Raw genomic sequence first — 14,017 nt, 5'->3', positions numbered from 1 at the left:
GCCGTCAGAAATCCGGTGACAGTGCACGATTCCGCGAAATCCGGTGACAGTGCACGAATTGCCGTCAATGGTGTGCACTGTCACCGGATTCCGTCCGCCGGATTCCTGCGGCTCAGTCCGGCTGCGCCCCGTACTCGGGCACCGGCGCGAACTCGGCGCGCAGCCGCTCGAGTGAGCCGCCGAAGGCGAGCAGCAACTGCGCCGCGGCGCCGCCGTCGTCCTCGAGGAGCGCGGTAGCCAGGTGACTCATGCTGACGGCGTTGTGGTCCCGTTCGCGCGCGATGGCGTGGGCGCGCTCCACTGTGCGCGTGACCTCGTCGCTCCGCGGCGGGGTCGCAGCTGCGGTTGCGTCCTCGTCGGGCCGGATGCGATCCCCCAGGTGGGCCCGAAGGCGCAACACATCCACGCCACCGTTCGCGAGCACCATCGGCATGAACTCCTGGCCCCAGCAGATGAGGCCCACCATGAGATGCTCGCTGCCGACTGTTGCACTGCCCATGCGCTGCGCGTCGAGACCCGCCGCCTCGAGCGCGCGCGTCACCGGGTACTCATCGACGAGAGGCGCTTCAGGCGGTCGCTGCCCGACGACACCACACAGTCGCGCGATCCGCCGGAAGCGTGGCGAGCGCCCGTGTGGCACGGAGTCCAGCATCTGCGCGGCCAGTTGTCGCGCGGTCGGCATCTGGCCGCCGACGGACACGTCGAGATCCGCACCGCGCCGCACGAGCACCTCCACGATCGTGTCCATGCCGTGATGGATCGCGAAGTACACGAGCGTCTGGTCCAGCCAGAAGCGGTGATCGACCGGATAGCCCATGTCGAGCAGCAGTTCGAGCACCGCCACGCGACCATTCATCGCGGCGACGAGTGCTGCCTCCGCCATCACCTCCACGTCGTCGGGTTCCGGCAGCGTGGGCACCGCCAGTGCGACGCTCATCAGCTCCAGAGGCGGCCGGTCGCGGTACGCATCAGCCGTGAGCGTGCCATCCGTGCCGAAGAACCGGCGGACACCGGGCACGTCCCCCAGCCCGGCCGCAATCCAGAACGCGCGGCGCGAACGCACCCGCTGCGCGATGAGGTCCACCGCCTGCCCGTTCCAGTACTGCACGATCGCATGCTCCAGCACCGTGAGCCCGGTCGGCGCGATCCAGGACGGGTCGGCGCCCCGGTCGAGCAGCCGGCGCACGGCGGCGACGGTCCACGGGCGACGCTCACGCACGAGGGCGCGGTTCAGGCTCGCCTGCACGTCGAGCCCTTGCGCTGCAAGCCAGTCCGCAATGCCGCGCGCGTCCACCCGGCCATCGGTCGGCTCGAGCTCGATCGCTTCCGCCATCAGCGACCAGCCCACGCGTTGCAGCTCGGCTTCGGGCTGCAGCAGCTCCGGGTGCGCGCGCACCAGTGCCTGCAGGCCAGGCAGGTCGTGAGCCCTGATGGCGCGGCAGGCCCGCATTCGGGGCGTCTCCTGTCGCTCCCACGGGTCCTGTTCCACGCGTGGCCGCATCGCCGCGGCGTGTGCCAACAACTGCTCCCAGTTCGTGCAATGCCGCATTCGCACGACGACCACCTTCGCATCATCGAGCGTGACCTCCGCCGCCCGCACCTCCGCGATCGACTGTCCCACGAATCGAGGCACGTACGCCGCCAGCTGGCGCGCGGTCCACGCCCATCCATGCTTGTGCATCATCAGGAGTCGCTGCGCCTCGCGCTCGTACGATTGCGCATCACCGAGGTTGAGCGACCGGTTGGCGCTGATCCCGCGCTCCAGTGTCGACAGGTAGCGGCTGAATCGCGGCCAGCTGCTGAAGCCGTACTCCCGCGCGATGATGAGCTGCGCTTCGGACAGCGTCGCGCGATCCGGCGTGCCAGCCGGAAACGACGGATGGCGTGCCTGTGCCCGGGCGAGCGCCTGGGGATCGCCTGCCTGCAACTGGCGGAGCAGGCGCCTCGCCTGCTTCTTCTCGAACTCGAGGCTCGGCTGCGGCGGGAGCGAACGGATGTCGCCGGCGTTCGCGGCGACGGGACGACTGGTGCGGTTCTCGGACACACTGCCTCCTTTCGTGGTGGCTCGTGTCCGCGTCGTGAGCCCGAAAAGAGGTGTGTTGTCTCGTGCGCGTCGTCGTGCGTCGGATGGGACACTCCCTGCCCGCGGACCGGGGGCGCTCCGACGGCGCCACCCCCATACCATCACCGCGGTGCGTGGCGCTGTCAAGCGCTTCCTCATGCCGCGGATATCTTCCTGATCGCTCCGCTCGCCCGCGCCTTCCGCGCGAACGCTGTTGACGATGCCGGCCCGACACCGGCGCTTCGAGACACGCAATGCACATCGGCCTGATCGGCGGCATCGGCCCCGCCGCCACCATCGTGTACTATCAGCGCCTCTGCGCCCGCATGCGCGAACTGCAGGCGCCGCTGGAACTCACCATCGTGCAGGCCGACGTGAACGTCCTGATCCGCAACAACCTCGCCGACAAGCGCGAGGAACAGGCCGCAGTCTACGCGGGGCTCATCGGGCGACTGCAGGCGGCCGGTGCCGACTGCGCCGCCATCACCTCACTCGGCGGGCACTTCTGCTTCGACGAGACGGTGCGCATGTCCCCGTTGCCGCTCGTCTCTGCCGTGGCACCTCTCGACGCCCACTTCGCCGCCGCCGGCATCCGTCGCGTCGGTCTCCTCGGCACGCGCGTCGTCATGCGCACCCGACTCTACGGCCAGCTGCACCAGACCGAGGCCGTGGCCAGCGACGACGACATCGAGATTCTCGGCCAGGCCTACCTGGACGTGGCGGTGAGCGGTGTGTGCACCGAGGCGCAGCGCCAGATGATGTTCGATGCCGGCACCCGCATGGTGCGTGAGCAGGGCGCCGAGGCGATCGTGCTGGCGGGGACGGACCTCGGGCTGGCATTCGACGGGTACGCGCCAGGCTATCCCGTCATCGACGCGCTCGACGTGCATGTGGCGCTGCTGGCCGAGCTGGCGGCGGATCGTCGGGACCTCGCCGGGGTTGCCGCGACGCGGTGACGTCGACAGCCGGCGGTGTGAAGTCCATGATCAGCGGCCGGTGATCGCTGTGGCGCATCCACCGCTCATGCGCGCCGATCGTGACGGCGGAGAGTCGCGACAGCCATGACGATGGCGCGAAGCAGTAGTCGAGGTGGTAGGGGCGCGAGGCGTGCCGGTACAGGTGAAAGGTCGGTGTGGACTCGGCACCGTGGGACTCGCCAGTGGCCCGGTGGTAGCAACTGTGCAGGCCGAGCGCGGCCAGCTGGCCCACCAGCGCACTGTGGTTGGTGGTGGTGGGATGCTCGCGGTCCCAGACGGTGTTCGAGTTGAAGTCACCGAGCACGAACATCGCGCCACGCGCCAGGCGCGCGCGGTGCAGCTCCACCGTGCGGACGACGGCGCGGACATAACGGAGCGGGCGGTCGTTCATCGCCCAGATCGCGAGCAGCGAGAACTGCTCCGGCCCCCGGATCGACACCGGCAATGCGTACCGCGGGGCGCCGTCAGGTGCAGGCAGCCGCCGGAGACGATACTCGCCGCGCGCAATGACTGCGACGCCCTGGCGCGGCGTGTCACCAAGCCAGCGGAACTGGTCCGATTGTCTTGCCGGCTTCGGACATTCCTGCAACACCGCGATGTCGGCGTGCAGCGCGTCGAGCGCCGCCAGCTTGGCGGCGAGCGGCCCGCGGCAGCAGTTCCAGGTGACGAGGCGCAGTCCCCGCGCAGTGGGGCTCACTCAATCCGCCGGACTGCCACCCCATCCGGGGACCTTCGACGCCTGCCGGATCCAGCGGGTGAGTTGCTTCTCGTCGAAATCATCCTCGTGGATGTCGATCCAGCGCGCCTCCTTCGCCGCGCCCCCACCCGGTGGCGGCGTGAGCGACGTGCCCTTGAAGAAGGTCACCTTCACGTAGCGCGTGAACACGTGAAAGCTGAGGAACCACCCCTTGCCTGCGACACCGTAGAATGGCGAGTTCCACTTCACGGCCTTCACCACCGTCGGCACCGTGCGCGTCACCAGCGCGTCGAGCTGCGCACCGATGTCGCGCTTCCAGCCCGGCATGGCGGCGATGTACGCCTGCACCGGCGCATCACCGTGTGCCTTCGCCACCTGCGGGTTGCCGCCCTTGAGCAGGCTCGGGGTCGCTGGTGCGGCGACCTTGCTCGTGCTGACCTTCCTTGCGGTGGCCCCCTTCGTCGCCGCCCGCTTCACTGGTGCCTTGCGCGCTGCCATGGCTCCCCCTGTCTGCTGCACGTGACTGCGTCGACCGGCCCCGGGAGCACCCGTTCCGGTACGACTCGGTGAGGCCGTCCGCGGGCCTTGCGGCGGCCCCGGGCGGCGTGGAATATCGGCCGACGCACCAGCTGCCAACACTCCCGGCAGCACCGCGCGTACCATTCGGGATACCCGGGACCCGCCAGCCACGCCCACCCCCGACCGTCACACCCATGACGACGTTCCGCCGCTCCCGCGCCATCCTCCTCGTGGCCGTCACGCTCGCGGCCCATCCCCTGCTCGCGCAGCAGCCTCGCGGCCTGAGCGACGCCGACCTGCTCCGGATGAAGGCCGTCGGCGGCGTGGCCATCGCGCCAACCGGTGACCGCATCCTCTATACGGTGACCGGCTGGGAGCATCCGAACGCCAAGGCCGACACCGCGCTCGGCGACAAGCACGACCGCCGCTCGCACGTCTGGATCGTGCCGTTCGCCGGCGGTGACGCCCGGCAGCTGACCTTCAGCGAGCGCGGCGAATCGCAGCCGGCGTGGTCACCGGACGGCCGCACGATCGCCTTCGTGTCGGCGCGCGGGACCGGCACCGGCGACGACGCGCCGAAGCCGCAGGTCTGGCTGCTGCCCGCCGACGGCGGCGAGGCGCGGCAGCTCACCACACTGCGTGACGGGGTGGTGGCGTTCGCCTGGTCTCCCGATGCCAGCCGGATCGCCGTCGTCACCCCCGACACGCTGACGCGCGAGCAGGAGGCGCGCACCCGTCGCCGCGACGATGCGAAGGTGTTCGAGGCCGACTTCCGCCTCAACCACCTCTGGGTCGTGACGGTGGCGTCAGGGGCGGCGGCGAAGGTCACCAGCGGGGCCTTCACGGTGCGTGGTGCGCCGTCGTGGTCGCCTGACGGCACCCGCCTCGCGTTCGACGCCTCGCCCACCCCGATGATCCGCGACGAGCGTCGCGATGCTTACATGGTGGAGATCGCGTCGCAGCGGATCGACCGCCTCACCACCACCAGCGAGGTGCAGAGCACGCCGCAGTTCTCGCCCGATGGCCGCACGCTGGCGTTCACGATGCTGCGAAAGGAGTTCGCGGCCCACAAGGACGGCATCGCCGCCCGAACGCTGCGCAACGACCACCTCGTCACATACGATGTCGCCACGAAGGCGATCACCGACCTCGCGGTGCCGACGTTCGACGTGAGCCCGGGCCAGCCGCGCTGGTCGGCCGACGGCGCGTCGCTCTGGTTCACGGCCAGCGATCGCGTCTACAACACGCTCTACAGCTACACGCTCGCCAGCCGGCGCTACACCACCATGACGAAGGACCTCATGGTACAGGGTGCCGTCGCCAGCCGCGATGGCGCGAAGATGGCGTTCGTGCTGGACTCGCCGATGTGGCCGGCCGAAGTCTTCGTGCAGGACGCGTCGCTGCCGGAGCCGAAGCGGATCACGACGACGAACGCCTGGCTGTCGGATCGCGCGCTGGGGGAGACGCGCGTGATCGGCTGGAAGTCGAGTGACGGTCGCGCGGTCGAGGGCATCCTGCTGCTGCCGGTCGGGTACCGCGAGGGTGCGCGCGTGCCAATGGTGGTCTCGGCGCACGGTGGACCCACGGCGGCGTGGACCAACGGCTTCAAGGGCAGCACCGGCGCACCCGGCCAGACCTGGGCCGCACGTGGCTGGGCGGTGCTGTACCCCAACCCGCGCGGCTCCACCGGCTATGGCGAATGGTGGATGCGCGCCAACACCGGCGACTGGGGCGGGGGAGACTATCGCGACATCATGGCCGGCACCGATGCCGTGGTGCGGCTCGGGATCGCCGATCCCGAGAAGCTGGCGTTCGAGGGCTGGAGCTACGGCGGCTACATGACGTCGTGGGTCGTGTCGCAGACCGGCCGCTTCAAGGCGGCGATGATGGGTGCGGGGCTGCCGTCACTGCTCTCGATGGCCGGCACCACCGACATCCCCGGCTACATCAACACCTTCTTCGGCGACCCGCAGTACGATGGCTCGATCGTCAACGCGAGCGTTCGCAAGTACCTCGAGCGCTCGGCCATCAGCTACAGCGACCGCATCACCACGCCGCTGCTGATCCTGCACGGCGGAAACGATGAGCGCGTGCCGATCGGCCAGCCGATGGAGTTCTACCGCGCCCTCAAGGACCGCGGCAAGGCGGTGGAGCTGGTGTTCTACCCGCGTGAGGGGCACGGGCTGTCGGAGTACTACCACCAGGTCGACCGCATGAAGCGCGAGTACGACTGGATTGCGCAGCACACCCTCGGCACCACCCGCGCGACGGTGCAGCCGTAGCGCGATCGGTGAGCGCGAAGTCGGCGGCGCGAAATCGGTGACAGTGCTCGACTTGCCAGACAGAAATCGGTGACAGACAGAAATCGGTGACAGTGCACGAATTGCCAGATGGGAATTCGTGCACTGTCACCGGTTTTTCCCACCGGTTTTTCCCCGGTTTAGCCGATTTCTGTCCAATTCATGCACTGTCACCGGTTTTCCCGACACTGCCGTCCCGTTACCGATCCGGACGGTTCAGCGCTTCGTCGCCGACGCCCCCTTCGGCGGGGCGTCCACGATCACCGTCTGCCCGTTCACCCAGATCCGCTCCACGTTCGCCGACTGCTGCAGCGCCACGATCGCGCTGTCGCCCTTGTCCACCGGCACCGAGATCGAGACCGGTCGGTCGAGCAGCTTCACCTCCGGACGCAGGTCCATGAGGTACCAGCGCCGGAACACCGGCAACGAGGCCTTGAGCGTGCGGTTCGCGATCACCAGGCGACCATCCGCCCACTGCGCCGTCTCCGCCACCTGCTCCGGTGTGGCGTCGGTCAGCACGCTGTCGGCCGACAGCTGGAGACCGGCGCCGGCGGCCACCTCGCGCGTCTGGTCGCCGACCGTCACCGTCACGCTCCCCTCCTGCACCGCCACCGACACCGGCTCGTCCTTCCACGCGCTCACGGTGAAGGTGGTGCCCGTCGCGACCACGTGCATGCGACCGGCGAAGGCGTGGAACGGCAGCTTGGGGTTGGGGGCGACGGTGAACCGGGCCGCGCCCGTGACCGAGACGGCCCGCAACTCGCGATTGAATCCCGCTGCCACCGTGATGCTGTCGTCTGCCGCCATGGTCACCTGCGTCCCGTCATCGAGCTTCACGGTTGCTCGCTGCCCGGAGCCGGTGGTGATGGCATGCGCATCCTTGCTGGCAATGGCCTGCTTCAGCCGCACGTCCATCCCGGCGCGGTCCATGCCCCAGAAGATCGCCGACGCGAGTGCCACGAAGCCGATTGCACCGCCGACGAGGACCTTGCGTGGGATCCCCTCGCCGACATGCGCGATGTGCTCCGCCGCACCGTGCTTCGACGCCTCGAGTCGCGCCTCGGCAGCCCGCGTGGCATCGTCACCGGTGTGGTCGAGCTGGGCCGTCACACGCGTCCAGCCGGCCGCCACGTCGAACGGCGCATGCGGGGCCGCCGTCGGCTCGCGGTGGATATGCTCGCGCTCCTCGAAACGGCGGAGCCGCGCGCGGCGGGCGAGTTCGCGCGCCGACAGCGCCTGCGACTCGCGGACCAGCCAGTCGTGCAGCGCATCCGGTGACGTGAACGTGGCGCGCTCGTGCCACGCCTCGAGGAAGAGCGCGTCGATGATGTGCGACGTGGCCGAGTCGGCGCCGACGTTCTCGTCGACTGCGGCGGCGAGGGATGGCGCGAAGCTGTCGAACAACCGGCGCAGGGCGTCGCGCTCACCGGCGACGAGGCCCGTGAAGACGTCCGGGGCGACCGTACTTGGCAGGGCCTGCATCTGGCCTCCGGGGATGGGGAGATCCGCCTGGGCACGTGCCGACCGGGAACCGGCAGGATGGCGGGAGTGGCAGGTGCCTCATCCACGGTGGGTGCGGGGCATTCCGCGCGCCATAGAGGGAAATCCCCTACATCAGGGGGAATCACTGCCCCCGGCGGCACCCCGGAGCCGCCACCGCCGGCTCGGCGGCGAAATCAGTGCACTGTCACCGGATTCCTGGGAATGAGTGCACTGTCACCGGATTCCTGTTGTCACCGGATTTCTGTCACCGGATTCCGGGGAATGGGTGCACTGTCACCGAATTCGGTGAATTCGCCGATTGCCATGCCTGCTCACCCTGCCGAAATTTCGCGGAGTTCCGACCTCAGCTGCCCGCCTCGATCTCCTGGAGCCTGCATGACCGTCCGCCAGCACGCCCGCACCCTCACCGCCTCCGCGGTCCTGCTCGTGGCCTCGGCCACGTTCGCCGGCGCGCTCTCCGCCCAGTCGCAGTCGCCGCGGCCGGCCACCCCGCGCCCCGCTGCCGCCGCCGAGGCGCATGAGGGAGAGGAACACGGCATCGCGTGGAAGGCACTCGACACGTATCACACGGTGATGGCCGCGAGCTGGCACCCGGCCAAGGATCGAAACGACCTGGCCCCGTTCCGTGCCCGCGCTGCCGAACTCGTGGCTGCGGCCCGCGCGTTGACCACGGAGCCGACCCCGGCGACCTGCGGCGGGACGGCTCGCACCGCCGATCTCGAGGCCCTGCTGCGCGCCTCGGAGGAGGCTGCGCGCGCGGCCGGCACCCGCAGCGTGCCCGACGAGCAGGTGAAGGCCGCCCTCAAGCTCACCCATGACCGGTTCCACACGGTCGAGGAAGCCTGCTCGCCGCGGGCCGGCGCCGCAAAGCAGTAGGCCCGCGCACGAGTCATCACGGCCGCAGGCGTTGCCCAGTGCATCGCCTGCGGCCGTCCGGTGTCAGCCCGTCGATTCGCCGGTGAGGAACCCGCGGTCACGCAGCACCGCCGCCACGCTCGGCCGTGCCAGGCTCTCCGGCGGCTCGCTCCAGTGGTTGAACGACGCGGCCCGCGTGGCGCCCGCGTCGAGCAGCAATTCGGCAATCCGCGGATAGTCCTCGTCGTTGGCGCGGTCGCAGAACCGCGACCCGTGCGCGACCCACGCGATGGGTGAACTCCCGTAGCGCGTGTCGCGGAGGTTCACCGGCGCACCATGCGCCAGCAGCATGCGCACGATGTCGGTCCGGCCCTGCCATGCGGCCCAGTGCAGCGGTGTCCCGCCCCATTCACCCTCCTGGTCCATCGGCCACCCGATGGCGCACATCACGCGCACGGCCTCGAGCCGTCCCTCGCCGACGGCGCGACCGAGGGCGTCGCGGTCGCCGGTCGGCAGGCCCAGCAGCAGACCGGGATGTGCATCGAGCTCGGCGCGCGCCGCCTGTTCGTCGCCCCGGTGACAGGCCGCGAGCAGCGCGTCGATGGCGGTGACAGTGGTGTCGGCGCCGACCGACGCGAGCGCGGCTGCCGCGGCGACATGCCCCCCGCGCACGGCGAGCTGGTAGGCGGTGGCGCCGTCGTCGCGGCGCTGGTCGGGCCGGGCTCCGTGCCTGACCAGGCGCGTGAGCACGTCGGTGCCATGCCCGACCGCCGCTGCGCGATGCAGCGGCGTCTCCCCCGCCTGCGGATGCGCCGTCATGCCGGCGAAGCTCGGCACAGTGGGATCGGCGCCCGCTTCGAGCAGCCACGACATGCCACGCGTCGCCGCCGGCGTGACCGGGTTGTCCGGCGTGTGTGACGCGAGGAAGTGGAGCGGCGTGTTGCCGTGTTCCGCGGGACCTCGGTGCAGGTCGGCCCCGAACTCGCGCAGCAGCGCGAGGCAGGTGCGATGGTCGTGCTGCGCGGCGTGGTAGAGACTCTCGCCGTCGGTCGGGTTGGCGCCGTGTTCCAGCAGCAGCCGGGCGACGGCGGCGTTGCCGCGCACACAGGGGAAGTACAGCGCCGGGATGGTCTCCGACACGTCCGGCAGCGGGGCCGCGGCGTTGGGGTCGGCACCGGCGTCGAGGAGCAGGCGGACCGTCTCGAGGTGCGCCGCCGCGGGCACTGCCAGCGCCGACTTCAGTTCATCCGCCACTGCGAAGAGCAGCGGCTCGACACCGGTGCCGTCCAGCCGCGCCCGCGCGAGGGCGCGATCGGTGGCGAGGAATGTGCGGACGGCCTCCGCGTCAGCCACTGCCGCGGCGGTGTGGATGCAGTGACGGCCCAGCGCAGGTTCGGCCGCGAGTTGGCCCAGCGCAGCGGTCGTATCACCGCGTTGCAGTGCGGCGAGAAGGGTCGCGACTGCCACATCGCTCATGCGTCTGTGCCCTCGCTGGCATGGGAGGCAAACCGGGCCGTGGGCCGCCGGCCCGCCCGCGCATCTCGCCCGAGGAGCAGTCTGGCGCCGGAGTGCCCGGAGCGCGACGGCGAGGTCGGCCTGGTCAGTGCCGGTGCCTCAGGCGGCGATGGCGCGCGCGCACTGGTCGTTGGCCTTCACCATGATGGCGACGCGCCTGGCGCGTGCGAGCCGCCTGGACCATCCGGTGGCGTTGGCGTCGCCTGACGCGTCCGCCGCGCCATCCAGTCGGCCAGATGCCGCGCGGCGGCCGAGTCACGCGCCATGGAGCTGTCCATCCACGCGCGATACTCGGGCAGCTTGCGCAGGTAAGTGAGGTAGCGCGGAATCGTCGCCGGATCCTTGCCGTCGAGGATCTCGAGTGATGTCTTGAGCGTCGCCGCACTGAAGGCGCGCCAGATGCGCCGGCCGAACGCTGCGGTTGCAAGGTGTGGCGCGCCGAGGTAGCCCGGCCAGCCCTCGCGCGCGGCCACGCTGAAGTCCTCGGCATACGTGGTGCCCGAGACCACCGGTGCAGTGCGGAAGTCGCGCGCGACCAAGTCAGGGCGGAGGAACAGCATCAGGCTGTGCTCGTCCATGCCGGCATGCAGGGAGAGGCCATCCGCGACCTTCTCGGCCGGCGACATCACACTCATCGCCCCGCCCCAGCCGCCGAGCACCGGCAGCAGGCCCCACAGGTTCACCATCGTGCCGCCGAAGCTGTCGTGGAAATAGTCCGACGCGTCGTCCAGCGCGCCGATGTGCAGCGGTGATCCGTGCACGTGGACGACGAGCACCCACCGGAATCCCTGGGTGCCGAGTTCATTCGCCAGGTCGGCGAACGCCGCACGCAGGGTCGACGGGCGCACGGCGTAGGTGCCAGCGAAGGAGTACTGGCGGCCGATTTCGTTCGAGCCGCTGGCGCCGGCCGACACCGGAGGGAACACCAGCACCGTCCATCCCGGACGTGCCACGGCAATGCCGGCGGCGAGCTCGTTGGTCAGTCGCGCGCTGAGGATGCCGTCGGTGAAGGCGGGAAGGTACGGGCCGTGTTCCTCCAGCATTCCACCCTGCAGGATGACGACGGTCTTCGTGCGGTCGAGGGCGCGAATCTGGCGCGTGTTCAGGTCGCCAACCTGGCGCACCTGGGCGGCAAGCAGCGGTGCGAGCACGAGTTCCAGTGCGAGAACAGGCACCAACAGCAGGCAGTCTCGACAGCGCATGTCACACTCATGGTGGAGGACAACTGGCGGAACTGAACGGCGGCGCGCGCGTCCGTCAACGGGGGCGCGCATCGCCCGATCACCTGCACCAGCCCGGTTGCCGGTCGTGCCGGCGCCCGGTCGCCGCCGGTGCCCGTCAGCGTGCCGGTGGCGTCGTTCCAGTGCAGTCGCGTGGAGACGCCCGTGCCGCGTTCGTCGCCGTACGACACGCCGTCGTCTTCGTACAGCGTGAAGTCGCCGTCACGCCCGGCGTACCGTCGGCGGAGTCCGCGTGCAACCGGTGAGTTCGGCGTAGCCGGTGTAGATCGCCTCGGGCGTGTCGCCGGTGATGACGAAGAAGCTGACCCGCTCGCCGACCCTCGACTGGAACGCGGTGCGGCCGTTGATGCCGGCGATGAATTGCGTGGCCGACGGGTTGTCCCAGACGATGCCATACCCTTTCGACGACATCATGAACGACACGCACACCGTCTCGCCGGCGGGGGCCGCGAAGGTCGCCCCCACCTGCCAGGTGCGCTCGCCGTTCACGGTGTGCGGCGCCATCTCCCAGCCGTCCATCGTCAGGATCGTCTCGCCACGCGCACTGCGTCCCTGCAGCCCCACCGGCGCCAGCGACGGCACGAAGTATTTCCCGGCCTGCGACGGCAGGTGCGGCGGCGGGGCCGGGCTCACGTGCAGCGTGAGCGACATGGAGGGTGGGCGAGTGTCGGGCGTGAGGGCCTGGCCCGGGCCTTGGTGACGGTCGGCCCTGCCCCGGGGGTAGGGTCGGGGAAAGAAGCGCCGGGGAGGGGGTTCCTGCCATCAGGCGGGCGGGGTGCAGGGTGGCGGCGCGGCGCCCTTGACGACCCGATGGACCCCCGTAGTTTACCGAAGGGCTAATTAACTCACTGGTAAAGCATGCCGGATACCCTCAGTCGCACCTTTTCGGCGCTGGCCGATCCCACACGTCGGGCGATCCTCGCCCGGCTGCGGGAGGGGGAGGCGACAGTGACGCAGATCGCGGCGCCGTTCCTTGGGCAGATGACGCTGCCGGGGGTGACGAAGCACCTGAAGGTGCTGGAGACCGCGGGGCTGGTGACGAAGGGCCGCGAGGCGCAGTGGCGTCCGTGCACCCTGAATGCCGAGCCGTTGAAGGACGCGGCGGCGTGGATGGAGGAGTATCGCGTGTTCATGGAAGCCAGCCTCGACCGCCTTGGCGAGTACCTGCAGAGCCTCACCACCCCCGCACCGGGCCAGACTGATGACGACGGCATTTGAAGCGGCGAACGAGATCCGCATCACCCGCATCTACGACGCCCCGGTGGCGATGGTGTGGGAGGCGTGGACGGACGTGACCCAGGTGGGGCATTGGTGGGGCCCGCGCGGCTTCACGATCACGACGCACGCGAAGGAGCTGCGCCCGGGTGGATTCTGGGAGTACACGATGCACGGTCCGGATGGCAAGGACTGGCCGAACTACACGCGCTACCACGTGGTCGAGCCGCGGGCGCGCCTCGAGTACGACCATGGGGCGTCGTCGGCCGATGCGGCGCCGATGTTCCGGGTGGTGGCGACGTTCCGCGACGTGGGCGGGAAGACTGAGCTCGACATGCGCATGATCCTGCCGACGGCCGAGGCGGCGGCGCAGACGCGCACGTTCGTGAAGGCGGCGGGCGGCAACGGCACGTGGGATCGCCTGGCAGAGTACCTGGAGCACCGCGTGTCGTCGCGGGAGGTGTTCGTGATCAACCGGAGCTTCAGCGCGCCGGTGGATCGTGTGTTCGCGGCGTGGACCACCCCGGACCAGCTGGCGGCCTGGATGCCGCCGACGGGGATGTCGATGCACGTGAAGGAGGCCGACATCCGTGCGGGGGGGCGGAACGTGTTCTCGATGTCGAACGACGCCTTCACGATGTATGGGCGAATCGACTACGAGACCGTCGAGCCGCCGTCGCGCCTGGTGTACCAGCAGCGCTTCACGGACGCCGACGGGAACACCTCGCGCCATCCCGGCGCACCCGTGTGGCCCGAGGTGATGCACGTGACGGTCACCTTCGTGGCGGAGGGTGCGGCGCGGACGCGCGTGACGGTGCTGTGGCAGCCGCACGGGGAGCCGACGGCGGCGGAGGTGGCGGCGTTCGTGACCGAGCGGGCGGGGATGACGCAGGGGTGGAGCGGGTCGTTCGACAAGCTGGACGGCGTGCTGGCGGGCTGAGGGTCGGTTCGAACCGGTTCGAGCACACGTTCAAGGGGACGGGGATCTCGAGTTCAAGGGGACGGGGATCTCGAGTTCAAGGGGACGGAGATCTCGAGTTCAAGGGGACGGAGATCTCGAGTTCAAGGGGACGGAGATCTCGAGTTCAAGGGGACGGAGATCTCGAGTTCAAGGGGACGGAGATCTCGAGTTC

At 69.9% G+C, this 14,017-nt stretch carries 12 protein-coding genes; 5 read left to right on the top strand and 7 right to left on the bottom strand.

Features of this window, described 5'->3' with window-relative positions; all coding sequences use genetic code 11:
* Positions 1–112: 112 nt before the first annotated feature.
* Positions 113–2,044, bottom strand: coding sequence for a hypothetical protein (locus tag IT355_07950; protein ID MCC7053188.1), 1,932 nt, complete (start codon positions 2,042–2,044; stop codon positions 113–115).
* Between the two features lie 272 nt (positions 2,045–2,316).
* On the opposite strand from IT355_07950, the gene IT355_07945 reads away from it, so the two are divergent.
* Positions 2,317–3,018 (top strand): aspartate/glutamate racemase family protein, encoded by a 702-nt coding sequence (locus tag IT355_07945; protein ID MCC7053187.1) that lies wholly within the window; start codon positions 2,317–2,319, stop codon positions 3,016–3,018.
* Here IT355_07945 and IT355_07940 read toward each other — a convergent pair.
* Positions 2,930–3,736, bottom strand: a complete 807-nt coding sequence (locus IT355_07940; GenBank protein MCC7053186.1) for an endonuclease/exonuclease/phosphatase family protein — start codon at positions 3,734–3,736, stop codon at positions 2,930–2,932. The genes IT355_07945 and IT355_07940 overlap by 89 nt on opposite strands.
* Entirely contained in the window at positions 3,737–4,234 is a 498-nt protein-coding gene (locus IT355_07935) for a DUF1801 domain-containing protein (protein ID MCC7053185.1), read from the bottom strand. It abuts the gene before it with no gap.
* Positions 4,235–4,449: 215 nt separating this feature from the next.
* Here IT355_07935 and IT355_07930 point away from each other — a divergent pair, with 215 nt between their 5' ends.
* The gene (locus tag IT355_07930; GenBank protein MCC7053184.1) at positions 4,450–6,537 is read left to right on the top strand and encodes a S9 family peptidase; all 2,088 of its coding nucleotides are present in this window, start codon (positions 4,450–4,452) and stop codon (positions 6,535–6,537) included.
* 234 nt (positions 6,538–6,771) lie between these two features.
* Here the strand turns inward: IT355_07930 and IT355_07925 are convergent, their stop codons facing one another.
* Positions 6,772–8,037, bottom strand: a complete 1,266-nt coding sequence (locus IT355_07925; protein ID MCC7053183.1) for a FecR domain-containing protein — start codon at positions 8,035–8,037, stop codon at positions 6,772–6,774.
* Between the two features lie 396 nt (positions 8,038–8,433).
* Here IT355_07925 and IT355_07920 point away from each other — a divergent pair, with 396 nt between their 5' ends.
* Positions 8,434–8,934: a hypothetical protein gene (locus IT355_07920; GenBank protein ID MCC7053182.1), complete on the top strand. Its 501-nt coding sequence runs from the start codon at positions 8,434–8,436 to the stop codon at positions 8,932–8,934.
* A 63-nt stretch (positions 8,935–8,997) separates the two neighbouring features.
* On the opposite strand, the gene IT355_07915 is transcribed toward IT355_07920, so the two are convergent.
* From IT355_07915 to IT355_07905, 3 genes are all read right to left on the bottom strand, one after another.
* Positions 8,998–10,389, bottom strand: coding sequence for an ankyrin repeat domain-containing protein (locus IT355_07915; protein MCC7053181.1), 1,392 nt, complete (start codon positions 10,387–10,389; stop codon positions 8,998–9,000).
* Positions 10,390–10,565: 176 nt separating this feature from the next.
* A complete protein-coding gene (locus tag IT355_07910) occupies positions 10,566–11,603 on the bottom strand; it encodes a creatininase family protein (GenBank protein MCC7053180.1) in 1,038 nt (345 codons plus the stop codon).
* Positions 11,531–12,064, bottom strand: coding sequence for a DUF5110 domain-containing protein (locus tag IT355_07905; GenBank protein MCC7053179.1), 534 nt, complete (start codon positions 12,062–12,064; stop codon positions 11,531–11,533). Before IT355_07905 ends, IT355_07910 begins: the two co-directional genes overlap by 73 nt.
* A 463-nt stretch (positions 12,065–12,527) precedes the next feature.
* On the opposite strand from IT355_07905, the gene IT355_07900 reads away from it, so the two are divergent.
* Positions 12,528–12,887 (top strand): helix-turn-helix transcriptional regulator, encoded by a 360-nt coding sequence (locus tag IT355_07900; GenBank protein ID MCC7053178.1) that lies wholly within the window; start codon positions 12,528–12,530, stop codon positions 12,885–12,887.
* Positions 12,871–13,824, top strand: a complete 954-nt coding sequence (locus IT355_07895; protein MCC7053177.1) for an SRPBCC domain-containing protein — start codon at positions 12,871–12,873, stop codon at positions 13,822–13,824. The genes IT355_07900 and IT355_07895 overlap by 17 nt, the downstream gene beginning before the upstream one ends.
* Positions 13,825–14,017: the final 193 nt, after the last annotated feature.

Source organism: Gemmatimonadaceae bacterium, assembly GCA_020851035.1.
Lineage (GTDB): Bacteria > Gemmatimonadota > Gemmatimonadetes > Gemmatimonadales > Gemmatimonadaceae > JACMLX01.
Note: the sequence above shows the minus strand (reverse complement) of the source record. Positions and strands in the feature narration are given on the sequence as shown.